Source organism: Streptomyces sp. NPDC005774, from assembly GCF_042871645.1.
Taxonomy (GTDB): domain Bacteria; phylum Actinomycetota; class Actinomycetes; order Streptomycetales; family Streptomycetaceae; genus Streptomyces; species Streptomyces pratens.
In genome coordinates this window covers 64,681-83,933 of the sequence record NZ_JBIAIV010000008.1, presented here as the reverse complement: position 1 = coordinate 83,933, position 19,253 = coordinate 64,681, and the positions used below count along the sequence as shown (strand labels likewise).

9 protein-coding genes are annotated in these 19,253 nt (G+C 74.9%); 5 read left to right on the top strand and 4 right to left on the bottom strand.

Annotated elements, in window-relative coordinates; all coding sequences use genetic code 11:
• Positions 1-97: 97 nt before the first annotated feature.
• The 3 genes from ACFYQA_RS10180 to ACFYQA_RS10170 are packed head-to-tail and all read left to right on the top strand — an operon-like array spanning position 98 to position 9,944.
• A complete protein-coding gene (locus tag ACFYQA_RS10180) occupies positions 98-7,432 on the top strand; it encodes an amino acid adenylation domain-containing protein (protein WP_388914288.1) in 7,335 nt (2,444 codons plus the stop codon).
• Positions 7,429-8,664, top strand: a complete 1,236-nt coding sequence (locus ACFYQA_RS10175; protein WP_388914285.1) for a cytochrome P450 — start codon at positions 7,429-7,431, stop codon at positions 8,662-8,664. Before ACFYQA_RS10180 ends, ACFYQA_RS10175 begins: the two co-directional genes overlap by 4 nt.
• 29 nt (positions 8,665-8,693) lie before the next feature.
• Positions 8,694-9,944, top strand: a complete 1,251-nt coding sequence (locus tag ACFYQA_RS10170; RefSeq protein WP_388914282.1) for an MFS transporter — start codon at positions 8,694-8,696, stop codon at positions 9,942-9,944.
• A gap of 10 nt (positions 9,945-9,954) precedes the next feature.
• On the opposite strand, the gene ACFYQA_RS10165 is transcribed toward ACFYQA_RS10170, so the two are convergent.
• The 3 genes from ACFYQA_RS10165 to lanM form a co-directional block, all read right to left on the bottom strand.
• Positions 9,955-12,867, bottom strand: a complete 2,913-nt coding sequence (locus tag ACFYQA_RS10165) for an AAA family ATPase (protein ID WP_388914279.1) — start codon at positions 12,865-12,867, stop codon at positions 9,955-9,957.
• 129 nt (positions 12,868-12,996) lie between these two features.
• Positions 12,997-13,194: a hypothetical protein gene (locus ACFYQA_RS10160; protein WP_388914276.1), complete on the bottom strand. Its 198-nt coding sequence runs from the start codon at positions 13,192-13,194 to the stop codon at positions 12,997-12,999.
• An 89-nt stretch (positions 13,195-13,283) separates the two neighbouring features.
• Positions 13,284-16,433: a type 2 lanthipeptide synthetase LanM gene (lanM, locus tag ACFYQA_RS10155; protein WP_388914274.1), complete on the bottom strand. Its 3,150-nt coding sequence runs from the start codon at positions 16,431-16,433 to the stop codon at positions 13,284-13,286.
• A gap of 530 nt (positions 16,434-16,963) precedes the next feature.
• On the opposite strand from lanM, the gene ACFYQA_RS10150 reads away from it, so the two are divergent.
• Both ACFYQA_RS10150 and ACFYQA_RS10145 read left to right on the top strand, forming a co-directional pair.
• Positions 16,964-17,575 carry a LuxR C-terminal-related transcriptional regulator gene (locus ACFYQA_RS10150; protein WP_388914271.1) on the top strand — a complete coding sequence of 204 codons (612 nt, stop codon included), beginning with the start codon at positions 16,964-16,966 and terminating at the stop codon, positions 17,573-17,575.
• Complete coding sequence (locus ACFYQA_RS10145) at positions 17,572-18,237, top strand: response regulator transcription factor (protein WP_388914268.1); 666 nt, start codon at positions 17,572-17,574, stop codon at positions 18,235-18,237. The genes ACFYQA_RS10150 and ACFYQA_RS10145 overlap by 4 nt, the downstream gene beginning before the upstream one ends.
• A 121-nt stretch (positions 18,238-18,358) precedes the next feature.
• Here the strand turns inward: ACFYQA_RS10145 and ACFYQA_RS10140 are convergent, their stop codons facing one another.
• The gene (locus ACFYQA_RS10140) at positions 18,359-19,099 is read right to left on the bottom strand and encodes a Type 1 glutamine amidotransferase-like domain-containing protein (RefSeq protein WP_388914265.1); all 741 of its coding nucleotides are present in this window, start codon (positions 19,097-19,099) and stop codon (positions 18,359-18,361) included.
• Between the last annotated feature and the right edge of the window lie 154 nt (positions 19,100-19,253).

Sequence of the window (19,253 nt, the reverse complement as noted above, 5' to 3'; positions counted from 1 at the left end):
TTCCGGCCGTCCATGGCGCCCGGCCCCGCCGTCGAGTCCGCGCGACCTCGCCCCTCACCGACTTCCTCTCCTCCAGAACCGAGATCGGAGTGCCCTCATGACCACATCCGACGTGCGTCCCGGCCCCGCCGCCACGGGCGGCGGCCTGTCCCCGGCGGCCCGGCGCCTGCTGGAGCAGCGGCTGCGCGGCCGGACCGCGTCCCGGGACACGGGACCGGCCCGAATCCGGCCCCGCCCGGAGCGGATCCCGTTGTCCGCCGCCCAGCAGCGCCTGTACTTCCTGGACCGGCTCGACCCCGGAGCGCCCACCTACCTGCTCCCCGCCGCCTGGCGGACGACCGGCCCGCTGGACGTGCCGGCCCTGCGCGCGGCCGTCGCCGACCTGGTCGCCCGGCACGAGCAGCTGCGCGTGGTCCTCCCCGAGCACGAGGGGGTCCCGCACCAGCGGGTGCTGCCCGCGGGCAGCACGGTCCTGGACGTGACCGAGGTGACCGGCGCGGACGCCGGGGACCGCGAGCGCCGCCTGGCCGCCGCCGTGCACGCGGCCGCCCTGCGCCCCTTCGACCTCGCCCGCGAACCTGCCTTCCGTGCCACGCTCGTGCGCGCTGCCACCGACGACCACGTACTCGTCCTGGGCATGCACCACATCGTCTCCGACGGCTGGTCCCTCGACCTCGTCGTCCGCGACCTGGCCGAGCTGTACCGAGCCAGGACCCTGGGACGCGTCGCGGACCTGCCCGAAATTCCCCTGGAGTACACCGATTACGCGATCTGGCAGCGCGAGAGCGACCAGTGCGCCGCGCTGGAATACTGGCGCACCCGCCTGGCCGGACTCACCCCGCTGGAGCTGCCGGCCGACCACCCCCGCCCCGAAACCCCCGGCAGCCGGGGGGCCGTCCACCGGGTCACCCTGCCGCCCTCCCTCACCGACGCGCTCGCCGCACTGGGGCAGCGCGCCGGCACGACCCCCTACATGACCGTGCTGGCCGCCTTCCAGGCCGCGCTGGCCTTCCACACCGGACAGCGCGACATCGCCGTCGGCACCGTCGTCGCCAACCGGGAACGCGCCGAGACCGAACAACTCGTCGGCTTCTTCGTCAACACCCTCGTGCTGCGCGGCGACCTCTCCGACGACCCGACCCCGGCCGCGCTGCTCACCCGGACCCGGGACCAGGTCCTGGAGGCGTTCTCGCACCAGTCACTGCCGTTCGAGAAGGTCGTCGAGACGCTGAGCCCGGACCGCGACCTGGCCCGCAACCCGCTCGTGCAGGTGCTCTACACGCAGTCCGGCACCGCCGCGTCCGGCCTCACCCTCGGGGAGGCGGTGATGACCCCGTACCGGATCGGCCTCACCACCGCCAAGTTCGATCTCACCCTGGACCTGCAAGACGGTGAGGACCGCACCGAGCTGGCCCTCGTCTACCGGCCCGACCTGTTCGAAGAGGCCTCCGTCGCCGCCCTCGCCCGGCACACCGTCACCCTCCTGGAGGCGTTCTGCGCCACCCCCGACACCCCGCTCAGCACTATCGACCCGCTCACCCCCGCCGAACGCGGCCACCTCCTCGGCCCGGACGGCCCCGCCAACACCGGCACCGGCACCGCCCCCGCCCCGCGGACCGCACCCGACCGGTTCGCCGAGCACGCGGCCCGTACCCCGCACGCGGTCGCCGTCAGCGGATCGGGCCGCTCCCTGACCTACGCCCGGCTCGACGCCCGTGCCTCCGCACTGGCACGGAGACTGCGGGCCGCCGGCGTGGCCCGCGGCTCACTCGTCGGCGTCTGCCTCGACCGCACCCCCGACCTGGCGGTGGCCCTGCTCGCCATCTGGCGGGCCGGCGCCGCCCACCTGCCGCTCGACCCCTCCCACCCGCGGGCCCGGCGCGAGTTCACCGTCACCGACGCGGGCATCGACTGGATCGTCACCGACACCGCCACGCGCACCGCCGCCGGCTCCCTGCCCGCCCGGATCGTGCTGCTCGACGACTCCGACGACGAGCACGGCTGCGACGAGGGCGGCTGCGACGAGCACGGCTGCGACGAGGGCGGCGACATCCGTCCGGCCCCCGACGACCTCGCCTACGTCATCTACACCTCCGGCTCCACCGGCCGCCCGAAGGGCGTGGAGGTCACCCACGCCAACCTGGCCTGGCTGCTCGGCGCCGCCGACCGGCACTTCGGCTTCGGCCCCGCCGACGTGTGGACGCTCATGCACTCGCCCGCCTTCGACTTCTCCGTGTGGGAGCTGTGGGCGCCGCTCGCCACCGGCGGACGCGTCGTGGTGCTCACCCCGGAGGAGGTGCGCGACCCGGCGGCCGTGCACCGCGTGCTGCGCGAGGAGCGCGTCACCGTCCTCAACCAGACCCCCGCCGCCTTCAAGGGCCTGCGCGCCCACCTGAAGGACGCCGGAGCCGGCTTCGGCGACCTGTCCCTGCACACGGTGATCTTCGGCGGCGACGCCTTCGACGTGCGGGACTACCGCGACTGGTTCACCACCCCCGGGCACCGGCCCGCCCTGGTGAACATGTACGGCATCACCGAGACCTGCGTGCACGTCACCCTGCGCACCATCACCGAGGACGACGTCCACGGCACCGTCCGCTCGCCCATCGGCCGGCCACTGGCCGGACAGCACGGCTACGTCCTCGACCCCTGGGGCCGGCTCGTCCCGCCCGGCACCGTCGGCGAGCTGTACGTCTCCGGCGGCGGCGTCGCCCGCGGCTACCGCAACCGGCCCGAACTGACCGCCGCACGCTTCCCGGAGAACCCCTTCGGCACCCCCGGCGCCCGCATGTACCGCACCGGCGACCTGGTACGGGTACTGCCCGACGGCGAACTCGCCCACGTGGGCCGCGCCGACCACCAGGTGAAGATCCGCGGCCACCGGATCGAACCCGGCGAGATCGAGACCGCGCTGCGCACCCTGCCCGGCGTCGCGGACGTCGCCGTGGTGGCCCGCGCCGATGGCAGCACGGCCCGGCTGGTCGCGCACGTCGTCACGCCCGAGGGCCGCCCGCTCGACCCGCCCGCCCTGCGCGAGGGACTGCGGCTGAGCCTGCCCGACCACATGATCCCGGCGCTGTTCGTCCGCCACGAGCGGCTGCCGCTGACCGCCAACGGCAAGGTGGACCGGGCCGCGCTGAGCGCCGTGCACGCCGACGCCGCCACACAGCGCACCCACGTACCGCCCGAAGGACCGGCCGAGCAGGCCCTGGCCGGCGTGTGGAGCCAGGTCCTCGGCACCGAGCACGTCGGCCGCACCGACAACTTCTTCGACCTCGGCGGCGACTCCATCCTCGCGCTGCGTCTGGTCGGCCTGGGCCGGCTCGCCGGGCTCGCCTTCACCGTCGCCGACGTCTTCCGCGCCCGCACCCTCGCCGACCTGGCCACGCTCGTCTCCGAAGCGACCGACACCCCCGAGCCGGTCGCCCCCTTCTCCCAGGTGGACCCGGCCGACGCCGACCGGCTGCCCGAAGACCTCGCCGACGCCTACCCGCTCACCATGCTCCAGGCGGGCATGCTGCACGAAATGCTCGCCGACCCCCGGCGCGGCGCCTACCACAACGTCACCGACCTGAAGATCACCGTCCCCGAGGGCTTCGACCTCGACGCCTTCCAGGCCGCCGTGGACGCGCTGGTCGCCGGACACCCGATCCTGCGCACCTCCGTCGACCTCGTCTCCTACCGCGAGCCCCTCCAACTCGTCCACCGCACCGCACACCTGCCCGTCGGCTACACCGACCTGCGCCGACTGCCCCGCGAGGAACAGCGGGCACGGCTGCGCCGCTTCGTCGACGAGGAGTTCGACCGCCGTTTCGACCTGGCCGCGGCACCCCTCGTGCGCCTCCACCTGCACCACGTCACCGACCACGACCTGCGGCTCGTCCTCACCGACTGCCACGTGGTCCTCGACGGCTGGAGCCTGACCTCCCTCGTCGCCGACCTGCTCGCCCTGCACCGGGAAGCCGTCGCCCACCGCACCTCCCCGCGGCCGCCGAACGCGCCTCCGTTCGCCGAGTACGTCGCCCTGGAACGCGCCGCGCTGAACAGCGAGGAGTCACTGGCGTACTGGCGCGACCGGCTCGCCGACCTGAGACCGGTGACCCTCCGCCGCCGGGCGGACGCCGCCGAGGGCCACCCGCCGGTCCACGAGGTCCGCCGTTCCTACGCCCACCTCGCCGAACGCATCGGCCGGCTCGCCAAGGAAGCGGGCGTGCCACGCCGCACCGTCCTCATCGCCGCCTTCCACCACACCATGAGCCTGTTCGCCGACCGCGACGACAGCGTCCTCGGCCACAGCATCGGCCTGGTGACCAACGGCCGTCCCGAGCTTCCCGGCGCCGACCGGATGCGCGGACTGTTCCTGAACACCGTGCCGTTCGGGGTGGCCCGCCCGCGCGGCACCTGGATCGCCCACCTGAAGGACGTCTTCCGGGCCGAGCAGGACATGCTGCCGCACCGCAGGGTCCCCCTGGTCCGCATCGCCGAACTCCGGCCCACCGAACCGCGGCTGACCGACGCCGTCTTCAACTACGTCAACTTCCACCGCCTCTCCCACGACTCCTGGGACGACTCCCTGGAGATCGCCCGCACCATGTTCCCGCTGCTGGTCAACGCCAGCGTCAACGCCTTCACCCTCGACGCCGACCCGGAGTACGTGGCCCCCGCCACCGCCGAGCAGCTGGCCGACGTGTACTGCGCCCAGCTCGAGGCCATGACCGCCGACCCCGACAGCCGTGTCACCCGTCCCGCCCTCACCGGCGCCGCCCGCGCCACCGCACTCGACGAGTGGGCCCGCGGCCCCCTCGTCCCCTCCTCCCCGCTGCTCCTGCACGAGCACATCGCCGCCCACGCCGCCCGCACCCCGCACGCGGCCGCCGTCGAGCACCACGGGCAGCGGGTCACGTACGCGGAACTCCACGAGCAGGCCGAACAGCTGGCGCGTCGCCTCAGGCGGCTCGGGGTGGGACCCGAGACGGTGGTCGGCATCTGCGCCGAACGCGGCCCGGACCTGGTGCGCGCCGCCGTCGGTGTGCTGCGCTCCGGCGGCGCCTTCCTGCCCCTGGACCCGCAACACCCCACCGACCGGCTCGCGTTCATGGCGCAGGACAGCGGCATGCGGGTGCTGCTGACCCAGCGGGCCCTCGCCGAGGCGGTGCCGTTCGACGGGCCGGTGCTCCACCTGGACGTCCCCGAGGAACCCCAGCAGCCCACAGTGGGCCCGGAGGCCGACGCCGACACCCTCGCCTACCTCATCTACACCTCGGGCTCCACCGGCACGCCCAAGGGCGTGGCCATCGCGCACCGCGGCCTGTCCAACATGATCGAGGGCCAGCGCGACCTGGTGGACCCGGCCACCGAGGACCGCGTCCTGCAGTTCGCCTCCTTCGGCTTCGACGCCTCGATCCTGGAACTGACCTGGTCCCTCGCCAACGGCGGCTGCCTGGTCACCGCCCCCGGGGACGACCTGCGCCCCGGCCCCGACCTCGCGCGCACCCTGCGCGAGCACCGCGTCACCGGCGCCATGCTGCCGCCCAGCGCCCTCGCCGTGCTCGGTGAGGACGCCTTCCCCGACCTGCGGGTGCTCCAGGTCGCCGGCGAGGCCTGCCCGGCCGAACTCGCCGACCGGTGGTCGCGCGGCCGGCGCTTCCAGAACGTCTACGGCCTCACCGAGACCACCGTCTGGTCCCTCGCCGCCGACCTCGCCCCCGGCCAGGGCCGTCCGCCCGTCGGCACCCCGATGCGCAACACCCGCGTCCACGTCCTGGACGAGGACCTGCAGCCGGTCCCGGTCGGCGTACCCGGCGAGATCCACCTCGGCGGCGACGCCGTCGGCCGCGGCTACCTGGGCAGGCCCGCCCTCACCGCCGCCACCTACGTACCCGACCCGTACGGCGCCCCCGGCGACCGCCTGTGCCGCACCGGCGACCTCGGCACGCACCGGCCGGACGGCTCCGTGGAGTGGCTGGGCCGCCTCGACTCCCAGGTGAAACTGCGCGGCTTCCGCATCGAACTCGGCGAGATCGAACACGCCCTCCGGCAACTGCCCGAGGTCCGCCAGGCGGTGGTCCTGCACCGCACCGACCTGCCCGGCGAACCCGCCCTCGTCGCCTACCTCGTCGTCTCCACGGAGCGCCGGCCCGCCCCGGAGGAGCTGCGCGGCGCCCTGCGGGCCGCACTGCCCGCGTACATGGTGCCCGCCCGGTTCGTCGTCCTCGACGAGATGCCCGTCAACCGCAGCGGCAAGACCGACAAGCGGGCACTGCCCCTGCCGACGGCCGAACCCGACCGCGCGGACGCCGAGTACGCCGCCCCCTCCAGTGCCGCCGAGAAGATCCTGGCCGAGATCTGGCGCGAGGTCCTCGGCCTCTCCCGGATCGGCGTCCACGACGACTTCTTCCGCATCGGCGGCAGCTCCCTGTCCACCGTCCGCGTCTCCCTCATGGCCGCCGCGAGCGGTCTGCCGGTCTCCGTGGGCGACCTGATCGAGCACCCCACCCTCGCCCGGCTGGCCGAGCACGCCGTCCGGGCGGCGGGCGAGGGCCTGCCGGCCGCCGTCACCTCCGAGGTACGGCTCCGCGAAGGCGCGGGGGAGCCCCTGTGGTGCGTGCACCCCACCGGCGGCAGCGCCGCCTGGTTCGTCCCCCTCTCCCGCGCCCTGCCACCGGGCCGCCCCGTGCACGCCTTCCAGGCGCGCGGCCTGCTCGGCGGTATCGATCCGAGCACCGTGACGGGCATCGCCGCCAACTACGTGGCCGAGATCACCGAACGCGGCGACATCGGCCCGCACGCCCTGCTCGGCTGGTCCATGGGCGCCAACATCGCCCTGGAGATGGCCACCCAGCTGCACCGGGCCGGACACACCGTCGCACCGCTGGTCCTGATCGAGCCGTACCTGCCCAACACCGCCGCCCGCACCCGTCTCGACGGGGTCACCCGCGACCTGCGCGAAGCGCTGCGCCTGCGGGACCGGCTGCGTGAACTGCGGCCCTCGCCGCAGCGCGACCGGGCCACCGCCGAGCTCATCGCCACCCTGCTGGGAGCGGGCATGAGCCCGGCCGAGGCGGCCCTCGTCGAAAGCGCCCCGATCGAGGTGTGGCACTCGCTGCTCGCCGCCCTCGCCGCCTACGAGGTCCGCCCCTATCCCGGACACGTGCACCTCGTGGTGGGCAGCGAGGCCGCCGGACTGCCGCGCGGGCGCACCATGCCCGGCCTGGACGTCGACTACGACACCTACGTCGCCCGCTGGCGCGAGGTGGCCGGCGGCGGGCTCACGCTGCACATCAGCGACGGCGACCACATGTCGATGATGGCCGAGCCCCGGGTGCACGGCATCGCCGCCCTGCTCGCCGGCATCGAGCACACCGGCACCACCGCAGCCGCCGGCACCACCACGAGCACCACCCCCGGCACCGGGACGGGAGAGACCCGATGACCACCCATGCCCCCGCACCCGTCCTCGCCGAGCGCTACCTGCTCTCCCCGGACATGATCGCCGACCCATACGGCCACCTCGACGCCCTGCGGGAACAGGCCCCCGTCCACTGGAGCCCCCTGCACCACGCCTGGCTCGTCACCGGCTACGAGCAGGTGATGAGCTGCCTGCGCGACCCCGCGGTCTCCGCCGACCGGGTACGGCCGCTGATGGACGCCGTCCCCCAGGGCGCCCGCGAGGACGCCGAGCGGGCCTTCGGCATCCTCTCGCGCTGGATGGTCTTCAACGACCCGCCCCAGCACCGCAGGCTGCGCCGGGTCTTCCAGGAGGCGTTCGCCGCCCGCGCCGTCACCCGCTACCGCACCTTCACCGAGAAGGCGACCCGCGCCGTCCTCGCCCGCAAGGCCGTGCCCGGCAGCACCGGCGACCTCCTGGCCGGCGTCGCCAAGCCGCTGCCCGCCCTGGTGTTCGCCCGCTGGCTCGGTATCCCGCCCACCGACGGACCCTCCTTCTGGTACTGGAACACCCGCGTCGCCGACCTCGTCCTCGGCACCGCCCAGGAGGAGAGCGAGTACCGGGCCTCCCTCCAGGCACTGGTGAGCCTGGAGGACTACCTCGGCGCCCTCGTCGCCCGGCGCCGCGCCGAACCGGGCGACGACCTGATCAGCCAGGTGCTGCGGGAGGGCCGGGTCGGCGACTCGGTCAGCGAGGAGGAGTTCGTCGGCATGCTCACCCAGATGGCGTTCGCCGGCGGGGAGACCACCAGCAACCTCATCGCCAACACCGTCCTGGCCCTGCTCACCCGCCCCGACCAGCTGGCCGCCGTCCGGGCGGAGCCCGAACTGGCCCAGGGGGCGGTGGAGGAGACCCTGCGGCTGGACGGCCCGTCGAAGATGTCCATCCGCACAGCCGCCCGTGACATCGGCCTCGACGGCCGCACCCTGCGGGCCGGGGACCGGATCTTCCTCGTGACCGCCGCCGCCAACCGCGACCCGGCCCGCTTCCCCGACCCCGGCCGGTTCGACGTCCGCCGCTCGGGCGCCACCCACCTCGGCTTCGGCTTCGGCGCCCATTTCTGCATCGGCGCCGCCCTGGCCCGGCTGGTGGCCGTGGCCGTCGTACGGACGCTCGTGTGCGACCACCCCGGTCTGACCCTCGCCGACCCCGGTGGCCCGGCCTGGCAGCCCTCCCTGCTCAACCGCGGCCTCATCGCCCTGCCCGTGCACTACTGACCGGACCCCGGTCCGACGAAAGGCACACCATGGCCACCACCCTCACCGGCGCCGGTCCGCGGCTGTGGGCGCCCGCCCGGCACCGGTCCTTCCGCCTCCTGTGGGCGGGACAGTCACTGTCCCTGCTCGGCGACGGCTTCAGCGTCGTCGCGTTCTCCTGGATCACCCTCGGCCTGACCGGATCCACCCTCGCCCTCGGCTACGTCCTGGCCTTCCAGGCCGTCCCGCGGGCCCTGTTCACCCTGGTGGGCGGCAGCCTCAGCGACTCCTGGTCCCCGCGCGCCCTGATGGTCGCGTCCAGCTGGGCACGGGCGGTGCTGATGGCGGCCGTCGGAATCGCCGGACTGGGCGGTCACCTGACGGTGTGGACGCTGTGTGCCGCGGCCGCCGCCTTCGGCACCGTCGACGCCTTCTTCCAGCCCGCCCGTGTCTCCATCCTGCCCTCGGTCGTGGACGACGAACTGCTCACCCCGGCCAACGCGCTGATGGGGGTCGGCGCGCGGACCGCCGCCGTCGTCGGCCCGGCCGTCGGCGGCCTGGTCATCGCCCTGACCCGGGCGCCGGTCGCCTTCCTCGTCGACGCGGTCTGCTTCGCCCTGTGCGGCCTGTGCGTGGCGCGCGTGCGCACCCGTCCCGCGGCGGCCCGCGAAGCTTCCGCCGGCACGGTGAAGGAGCGGGAATCCCTCCTCGCCCGTATCCGCGAGGGCGTCACCTACACCGCGCGCGACCCGCGGCTGCGGACCGTCGTCGCCCTCGACACCGCCGTCAACTTCTGCTACGCCGGGCCCTTCACGGTCGGCTTCGCCACCCTCGCCGACCAGGTGCTGCGCGGCGGCTCGGCCACGCTCGGCGTGCTCAACGGCTCCCTCGCCGGGGGAGCGGTGCTCGGCACACTCGTCGGAGGTGCCGTCGGCGGGCGGCCCAGGGTCGGCCTGCTGGTGGCCGCGTTGGCGGGCTGGCTCGGCGCGGGGATGGCTGTCCTGGGACTGGTGCACAGCACTCCGGTCGTCGTGGCGACCGTCCTCGCCATGGGCTTCGCCATCGGCTTCCAGGGCGTGTTCGGACTGAGCTGGATCCAGCGCAACATCCCCCAGGAGGTACTCAGCCGCGTCGTCTCCGTCGACATGGTCCTCGGCTACGCCGTGGCCCCGCTGTCGCTGATCCTGTGCGGGGCGCTGGCCGGGAGGGACACGTTCGCCCTGTTCGGGGTGGTGGCCCTGGTGCTCGCCGCGACAGGGCTGGCGGTGCTGGGGTCCAGGGCGGTGCGCGAGATGCGGTAGCCGGCGCGCCCTACCCCCGGAAGGCGGCCGACCGCGCGCACAGGTCCGCGCGGTTGGCCGCCCCGGTCTTGGTGATGAGGCTCGCGATGTGCTTCTCCGCCGTGCGGGGCGAGATGAACAGACGGTCGGCGATGTCCTTGTTGCTGAGCCGCTCCGCGAGCAGCCGGAACACGTCGAACTCCCGGACGGTCACGCCCTGCGCGCGCAGCTTCTCGGGGATCCGGCTGGTGCCGGAACGGTGTTGGTGCACCGGGGCGCCGAGCCTGCGCAGCCCCGCCCGGCAGGCGCCGGTGACGGCCGCGACGTCCCGTTCGTGGAAGTAGTGCTCGGCCCGGCGCAGCCAGCCCACCGGATCGCCCCAGCCGTCCCGGTGCCCCGCGTCCGCGACCAGCCGCAGCCCCAGATGCCGGGCGAGCGGATAGGGCTGCGCCACCGCCAGCGCCGACTCCACCGCCGCCGCCGCGCGCGGCCCCGCTCCCTCCCGGCCCAGCAGCACGGCGTCGGCGAGCAGCACGAACTGGCGGTTCCACCGCATCCGGGCCATCGCGGTGGCGGTGATCTCCTCATGCCGTGCCCGCCCCGCGTCACCAGCGAGCACGTCCAGCAGCAGGACCAGGCCGTGGGTGCCGCCGAGGTGGTAGGTGGAGGGGTTGCCCGCCTCCAGCGTCTGCACCGACCGCAACTCCGCGCGCGCCAGGTCGCGGTCCTCCTCCAGCAGCGCGCAGAAGGCGCGGGCCAGGCCGAGACTCAGTGGCTCCTCCTGGGAACCGGCGCCGTCCCACTCGGTGAATGCCGCCAGAGCCGTCTCCATCGCCGCCCGGTCCGCGCGGTGCGCCTCCAGGACGGCCCGCGCCATCAGGACGTACCGCACGGCGGGCGCCAGGCGCAGCCGCCGCACCACGGCCAGACAGCCGTCAGCCGCCGACTGCGCGCTCTCGTGGTCGCCGCGCAGTACCGCGTCCAGGATGAGAATGCCGTCCACCGTGTGCATGATGTTCACCGAGCCGAGCCGCAGCGCCTCCTCGCGGGCCGCCAGCAGGCCGGAGGTGTCGCCCTCGGCGAGCCAGGCGTTGCCGCCCATACGGGTGGCCGCGTACATGCGCTGCAGCGGCAACCGGTGCCGCTCCGCGGTCGCCAGGGCCTGCTGGAGCATTGCCGCGGACTCCTCCGGGTCCCGCTCGCGGGCGACGGTGGCGAGAAGCTCCCGGGCCTGGCAGGCGACCACGGGCAGGCCGTGGCGCTCGGCGGTGTCGGCCGCCGACCTGGCCAGCTTCTCCGCGTGCTGGGTGCGGTCCGACCCCGGCGTGTCGAGGGCGAGATAGGCGGCCGTGACGTCGACGGCCGCCTCCGTCGCCTCGTCCGGGGCGGTCGCCAGGACCTCGCGCGCCCGGTCGATCTGCCGGTTGCCGTCGCTCCACCGCCCCGCCGTGTGGGCCACCTTGGCCAGCCGGGCGTGCAGCGTGACCAGCCGCACGGCGCTCAGCCCGGTGCCGCCCAGCGCGTGCAGGTCCTCGGCCAGGTCGAAGGCGCGGGTGAAGTCGCCGGCCTCCGCGAGCGCGGGCAGCAGGTTCTCCAGCACCGAGGCCCGCGCCTGCGGATCGTCGGCGTCGGCCAGCAGGCCCTCGGCCCGGCTGAGCAGCGTCACGGCGGAGCCCAGGGCACCCGCGGCCAGGGCCCGCCCGCCGGCGTCCGCGTACAGCAGCCCCGCCTCCACACGGTCCCCGGCCTCACAGCGCAGCCCGGCCGCGAGCGCGCACCAGTCGCCTTCCAGCCCCGGATGGAGTTCCTCGACTGCCCGCGCTCCCCGCCGAGCCAGGTCCGCCCGCTGACCTGGCGTCATCTGTGTGAACAGGGCCTCGACGGTGGGGGAGTGGCGAAAGGAGTACCAGTCGGGGGCGGGCTCGTCGGGGATGACCAGGCGGGCGGCGACGCCCGCGTGCAGATGACTGAGCAGTGCCCGGTCCTCGACACCGGTCATGCGCTGGAGCACGGTGAGGGGGAAGCGGCGGCCCAGGACGGCGGCGGCCGACAGCAGGGTCAGGCCCTGGGTACCGAGCCGGTCGATGCGCCGCAGGATGCCCCGGGCCAGCGTCGAGGAAACGTCACGGCGCAGATCGCCGACCGCACGCCAGCCGTCGGTGCCCTGCACCAGCGTGCCGGCCCCGATCATGGACTGGAGCAGTTCCTCGACCAGGTACGGACTGCCCGTGCTGTCCTCCCACAGGCGGTCCAGCACCGCCGCCGGCACGCTCTTCGGACCGTCGGCCCCCAGATGCGCCGCCGTCATCTCGTCCACCTGGGGCCGGGTCAGGGGCGGCAGTTCGGTCAGGGTCGCGACGCCCCGGCGACGGGCGGACTGTGCCAGGTCCAGCGCGTCGCTGAAATCGGTCCGCACCGTCGCCAGCAGCAGGACCGGCGTGTACTCCAGGTTGTCCACCAGGTATTCGAGGACGCCGAGCGTCTCGGGGTCGGCGTCGTGCAGGTCCTCCAGCAGCAGTAACTGGCCCTGCCCGCGCCCGGCGGCCAGCAGCAGACGCAGCACCGCCTCACCCAGGATCACCATGGAACTGCTCTCGCGCTCCCCGGTGTCCCAGTCGGGTATCAGCCGCCCGAGGACCGGCCGGTAGGGGCCGAGTGCCAGGTCGTCCAGGGGCTCGCCGCCGCGGAACAGTGACATCAGTGCCTCGGTGAGCGGACGGAACGGCACGGCGGGCCCGGTGGTGCTGCTGCGGCCGCGCAGCACCCGCATACCGGAGCCCAATGCGCCGCCCACGGCCTCCGCCGCGAGCCGCGACTTGCCGACTCCGGCCTCGCCGATCAGGAAGACGACGCCGCCGTGTCCCTCTCTCGCCCGGGCCATGGCACGTTCGAGCAGGGTGAGTTGGGAGTCCCGCCCGACGAGGAAAGGCGCATGGGAACGCATGAACGCAGATGGTAATCGGGATTCCGGGGCCCGGGCAGATCGCGGTCCCGGGGAGAACCGCCGGACGTACCGCGGCGCGGGCCCGTCCGGCGGGCCCGCGCCCTCACGCGACTCGACCGCCGCACGGGGTCAGCTCGGCGCGGAGACCGAGGTGTCCAGGGTGCTCAGCGTGATGACGATGCCGCTGGTCAGCACCATCCCGGCCAGGACACGGGCGCGGGCGCAGGCCCGGTTGCGGCCGGTGAGCGTGATCCCGCCCGCCGCGTCCTGCTCGTCGGCGCTGTGCTGGGCGGAGTCGACGGTGGTGGTGGAGAGGTGCTGATCCATGAAAGGTGTTCCCCTTCTGTTTTCCGTACGGCGAGCACGGGATGGAGGTGGAGATGCCATGGGGCCGATGAGCGCAGGCGCCTTACCGGTCAGTGGTCGGGGTGGGCCAGGAGCAGGACGGACGGGACGGTGCCGGGGTGGGCCAGACGGAGCAGGCCGTAGCCGATGCCGGACAGCCCGTCGAGCAGCCCGGGGGAGGGAACGTGGTCGGGGGTGGCACAGCGGTGGCCCTGTGCCTCGACGAGGGCGAGTGCCTGACCTGTGCGCCGGACGAGCGCTGCGGCGGCGGCCGGGTCGTCCCTCCCGGCGCGTACGGCCAGCGCTTCCAGCGTGCCGAGCGTGCCCCGCCCGAGGCTGAGGTCGGGACGGACCTCACCGTCCGCGGGCCGGACCGGGCGCCGGGACACGAGGGACGCGGGGGACAGGTGGGCGGCGACGGCCGCCGCTCCGGCGAGCCCGCCGGACCAGGACACGTCCGCGGATGCCGCCCCGGTGCCGCGCAGCGCGGCGTCCAGCAGCGTCCGGGCGGCGGCCATGTGCGCGGTGGTGTCCCCGGGGCGGCGGGCCGCGTACCGCAGCAGGGCCCACGCGATGCCCGCGGCGCCGTCGGCGAAACCGGCGGGAAGGCCGTGCGCGGCGGCGGCAGACCGGTCCGCACCGGGCGGCACGGGGCCCTCGGCACCGGTGATCCCTTCGGTCACCGAACCGAGCAGCCGGTCCGCCAGAGCGTCCGCCAGATTCAGTGCCGCCGGATCGCCGGTCGCCTCGTGCGCCGCGACCGCGGCGGTCAGGGCGCCCGCCGTGCCGGTGGCGAACCCGGGCTCGGAGCTCACGCAGGCGGCGTGGCCGAGAGCGGTGAGCGCGTCCGGCAGGCAGTCCGCGACGTCCGGGCCGAGCAGCGCCGACAGACGCAGCACGGCATACACGATGCCGCCGAGACCGTCGTACGCGCCGGGTCCCGCCGCCGCGCTCAGCCCGGGCTCGTCCGCCAGCGCCTTCAGCAGGACGGGCAGGGGGCGGACGGCCTCCCGGGCGAGCGCGGCGTACCGGCCCGCTCCGGCCAGTGTGTCGGTGTGCGCCAGGAACAGCGCCACTCCGCAGTAGCCCTGCGCGAGTCCGGCGCCCATCGGCAGCACCGCCCAGTGCGGCCCGGACACCCGCTCCAGACCGAGCCAGTTGGTCCGCCCGCCCTCGCGTACCGCGCGGGCGGCGATCTCGTCGGCGATCCCGCACGCGGCGGCGAGCAGCCGGGACGCGTCGGGCGCGACAGCCGGCACCGGCTCCACCGCGAGTTCGGACCTGGGCCGGTCCAGGGGGGAGCCCGCGCCCCGGGCGGCGAGCGTGGCCGTGATGATCCACTCCTGGTCGTGGCAGTCGACCTCGTCCATCCGGGCGATCTTCTCCCGCACCGCGGCCACGCCCGCCACCGGCAGCACGCCCGGCAGCCACGTGCCGTCGTCGGCCCGGACCGCGGTCCCCGACGGCCGATGGGTGAAGAGCGGCACGTCACCGCGCCACAGCGCCGCCGTCTCGTGCTCGATCAGCCGCCGGCGTGTCTCGTCGTGCTCGGACTCGGTCCACAGCACCGCGAACACCCCCTCCCGGGCAAGCGCGTCGCCCAGTAGCGACGGATGGGCCGACTCCTCCAGCAGCGTCACGTACAGACGGGTGGAGCGGGCGATGAGCCGGGCGGGACGGTCGGCACGGGCCATCAGCGGGCCGTCACCGCCGAGCAGTTCACGGCCGTGCGCCGCGAGCGCCGCGTACGCGGCGCGGAACCCCTCCAGCAGGGCCGCCCGGTGATCGGCGCCCTCGAGAAGGCGGCCGGCGGGCAGCGGCTGGTTGTGCGCCGCGGGGCTGAGGACCGGGGCGCGGACGGCCCGCATGGTGTCCAGACCGCTGTCCCGCCAGTGCAGGCCCTCGCTCGGGTAGGTGCCGTCGGTGGACCGGCCGAGCGCGGAGATGTCGAGCGCTCCGTGTTCGCCGATCAGCAGGTGCGGCAGCAGGCAGGTGCGGTGCACGGAGGCGTGCAGCGCGTCCGCCGCCGGGTCGGCGCCCGCCGTCATGGACTGCGCGAGCCCGGTGTGCAACAGCGTCTCGGCGTCCACCAGGACCGGCTGGTCGCCGCAGGCGATGACGTTCTCGTAGTGCATGTCGGCGCCGTCCACCGCGTACAGCAGGGCCAACAGGGCGCCCTGGCGCCGGTAGAACGCGTCCGTCTCGGTCACCGAACGGCACCAGCGGTGCTCGACGAACTCCAGCCAACCGTACGCCTCGCGACGCAGGCTGCGCGGGGTCCGCAGGTCCAGTCCGGCCACCTTGGCGTTCAGCCAGTCCACCAGGTCGTCGAGGAGCGCGTGCTGGTCGAGCGGCCGGGGCTTGTAGACGAGCCGGTCGCCGCCGGCGAACCGCAGGACGGCGACGGACCGGTTGCCCTGGTGGGCGTCCCCGCGGCCGAGGTCCACCCCGGCGAGCGGTCCGGGGTCGCGTCCGTCGAGGAGTCCGGCGGCCAGGTCCTCCCGGTCGGCCGCGAAACGGGCCGCCAGTTCGGCCGTGGCCGCCGTCGCGTCCAGGGAGGTCTGCGCGAGCATCCGGGCCAGCACCGGGTAGGCGGCGAACAGCGCACAGAGGCCCTGTCGGGTGCCTGCGGCGGCGGCGAAGGCGTCGAACCGCTCGCGGGCGCCGGCGCCGGCCAGCCGCCCGGCGCGCCGCGCCGTGTCGAGTTCGTGGACCAGGGTCCGCGCCGCCTGCCGGACCAGCTGGTGCGTCAGCCGGCGCGCGAACGCCTCCCGCCACACGGCCGGTTCGGTGTCCGCGAACGCCGGCAGCAACTCGGCCAGCCGCGCGGTGGCGGTGGCGACCAGCGGCCGGACGACCGGAGCGAAGGCGTCGGGCCCCTCGCCGGGGGCGACCGTCTCCACCGGTGCCGTCGCGGCGGTGTCCAGGGCCGCTTCGGCGTACCGCGCCCAGTCGGGCTTCGGGGCACGGGCGGCCAGTCGCGCCGCGGGCTCCGCGGCCAGCGCCGCGGCCGTGGCGCCGTCCACGCCCAGACCGGTCAGCCGCAGGGCGAAGCCCTCGGCGTCCCCGGCGGCCCAGGGGGCGCCCCCGGCGGCGGCTCCGGCGGGAGCCCCGGCAAGGCCGGGGGCGGCGAGTCGTTCCGCGAGGGACAGCGCCGGTGCCCACCACGAGGGCGGGAGGCCGGTGCTCCGGGACGTCGGGAGGCTGGCGGTCTCAGTCACGAGAAAGAAGGTCGCAGACCTTCCGCGACCCCCACATGGGTAAGCGGCCCCCATATTCTGCGCGACCCCCGCTCCGCTCCAGCGGCCGGGAGCGCCCGAAACCGTCCCCGGGCGGCAAACCCGCAGTTCGGATGCGGGGTCACCCGTACAGCTCGGATGGGGGACGGAGCACCGGACGGAAGCGTGATCCTGCGCGTTCGGCCCTTGTGACCGCCCCCGGCGTATGCGAGGACCCCCATGCGCACCCCTTCTCCGGGCCGCGGTCCCCCATGACCGGTCCTTTCCCGTCCCCCGGATCCCAGGTCCGCTGATCACGCCGCCGCCCGGACCGGCCGGGGGCCGCCGGATGCCGGACCGGGGAGGAGGACGCGAGGGGATCACGAGCCGATGGGGCTGCCCCGCCCGGGGAAAGGTGGGGGCCGGTTACCGATGCCGCCGTGTCCCCGCGCCCGGCACGGTGGTGCGCAGTCCCCACCGCATACCGCCCGGAGTGCCTACGACCGGGCGGACCGACTTCCTAGGAGCAGCAGATGGGAGCACCCGTATCCGTCGGCGTGGTCGCCCTGGATCCGGTACTGGAGGCCGGCACGCGTACGACCCTGCTGGCCTGCCCGGAACTGACCGTGTGCGAGCCCGCCGAGGCCCGGGTCGCCGTCCTCACCGTCGACCGCCTGGGCCCGGGTGAGCTGGACATGGTGCGCGCCACCCGCGCCCTGAGGCACGGCCCCGCCGTCGTACTGGTTGCCGGTGTCCTGGCCTCCGGCGACGCCCTGCACACCCTGGCCGCCGGTGCCCGCGGCCTGCTGGTGCGCCGGGACGCCGACGGCCCCCGCCTCGCCCACGCGGTGCTGGCCGCCGCCCGCGACGACTGCACCCTGCCACCCGGCCTGCTCGAACAGCTCCTGGACCGCCCGTCGGAGGTCCGGCACGGCACCGGCGGCTGGACCGACGGCATGCTGTCCGACCGGGAGCGCTCGGTGTTGCGGCTGGTCGCCGACGGCCACGAGACGGTCGAGATCGCCCAGCGGCTCGCCTACTCGCCGCGCACCGTGACCACCGTGGTGCACGACATCACCCAGCGGTTCCGGCTGCGCAACCGCGCCCACGCGGTCGCCTACGCGCTCCGGGCGGGCCTGTTGTGACCGCGACCCTGACCGCCGCGCCCGCGCCGCCCCTGACCGCCGCGCCCGCCCGGCCCCCGGCGTTCGCCGCCACGGCCGGCGCGTTCCCGGCCCTTCACATCCCGCACGCACGGGGCGCCGACCGAATCCGCGCAATGGCCCGCCGCGCCGGTCTGGTCCACACGGCGGAGCACGACGGGCCCGGGACCGTCACCGTGGTGGCCGCCGCCGACGTCGCACAGGCCCTGCGCGGTCGGCACGGCGCGGGCCCGCCGGTCCTGGTGTGCGACACCGTCGGCCGCACGGGACTGCGGCTTGCGCTGCGGGCCGGGGCGGTCGTCCTGCGGGCCGCCGACCTCACCGAGGAGAGCCTGGCGGCGGCGGTGCGCCGCGCGGCCCATCCGCATCCGAGCATCCCCTACCCGGACCTCTCCCACCTGCTGGCCGGCGGTCCGCGGCCCGGCGACCCGGCCGCCGACGGTGGTGGCCGGCCCGCCCTGACCGCCCGGCAGACGTCGGTGCTGCGCCTCATGGCCGAGGGCCACGGAAACGCGGACATCGCCCTGCTGCTGCGCTGCTCCGGACACACCGTCAAAAACGTCATCTACGAGATCATGGCCCGGTTGCAGGCCCGTAACCGGGCCCACGCGGTCGCCCACGCGGTACGCCACGGCCTGGTCTGAGGCGGTGGAGCGACGCGGGGACGGAGGCGGGAGCCGTGGCCACGGAGCCGCGACGGCCGCGCGCGGTGCCCGTCACCCCGCGCGGTCGCCGTCTCCTTCGCACGGTTGTCCGGCCGGCGGGTCAGCCGGGGGGCGAGGGCAGCAACCGCGGCTCCATCCGCTCCTCCACGGCCCGCTCGCCGTCCCGGCGCACCACATAGGCGGCCTTGTCCGGCTCCTCCGCCACCGCCTCGACCAGTTCGGTGCCCCGGTAGACCAGCCCCACACCGTCGTCGGTGCAGTGCGCTGTCGTGAAGACGCCCCGGGCCACCAGCCGGTGGATCAGCGGACGCCGGTCCTCGTCGCTGTCGTAGTGCACCCCGTTGCCGTACGGCAGCAGGCCCAGCCCGTCGGTGACCGGGCGCAGTCCGGGACCGAAGGAGTCCGTGGTGCCGCCCTGGAACCAGCAGATGGAACCCGCGCTCACCCCGGCAAGCACCACACCCGAGTGCCATGCGCGCCGCAGGACCACGTCCAGCTCGTGCGCCCGCCACACGGCGAGCAGGTTGACCACCGAGCCGCCCATCACCCAGACCACGTCGTGGTCGAGCACCGTGCCCTCGACGTCGTCCACGTTCGGCATCGGGAAGAGCTGGAGCGGGGTGAGGTCGAAGCCCGCCACCCGGGCGGCCTCGCCCACCCGCGCCGTGACGTGCTCGGCGTCGCCCACCGCCGTGCCCAGGTAGAGGACGCGGGGGCGTCGGCCGTGCACACCGGAGAGATCGACCGCGTGGTGGACCAGGGAGTGGAAGAGGACCCGGGTGCGCGTGCCGACGCGGTGACCCCCGGAGGTGGCGACGATGGTCGGTTCCGGAGCGGTCACGCCGGTGATCGTAGCGCGCCAACTCCGTTTCAAATGTGGGTTATTGGTGAAGCCGTCGCGTTCCTCGCCCACGTGCGGGGCGCAGGGCCGCGTCAGGAGGCCGCAATACCGCGGCGGGGACCGGGCCCCCTCGGCCCGGTCCCCGCCGTGTTCG

Bases quoted from the DNA above. Each gene is read 5' to 3' on its own strand.
- ACFYQA_RS10175 (WP_388914285.1), top strand. From the start codon at position 7,429: ATGACCACCCATGCCCCCGCACCCGTCCTCGCCGAGCGCTACCTGCTC.
- ACFYQA_RS10150 (WP_388914271.1), top strand. From the start codon at position 16,964: ATGGGAGCACCCGTATCCGTCGGCGTGGTCGCCCTGGATCCGGTACTG.
- ACFYQA_RS10160 (WP_388914276.1), bottom strand. From the start codon at position 13,194: ATGGATCAGCACCTCTCCACCACCACCGTCGACTCCGCCCAGCACAGC.
- ACFYQA_RS10170 (WP_388914282.1), top strand. From the start codon at position 8,694: ATGGCCACCACCCTCACCGGCGCCGGTCCGCGGCTGTGGGCGCCCGCC.
- ACFYQA_RS10165 (WP_388914279.1), bottom strand. From the start codon at position 12,867: ATGCGTTCCCATGCGCCTTTCCTCGTCGGGCGGGACTCCCAACTCACC.
- ACFYQA_RS10180 (WP_388914288.1), top strand. From the start codon at position 98: ATGACCACATCCGACGTGCGTCCCGGCCCCGCCGCCACGGGCGGCGGC.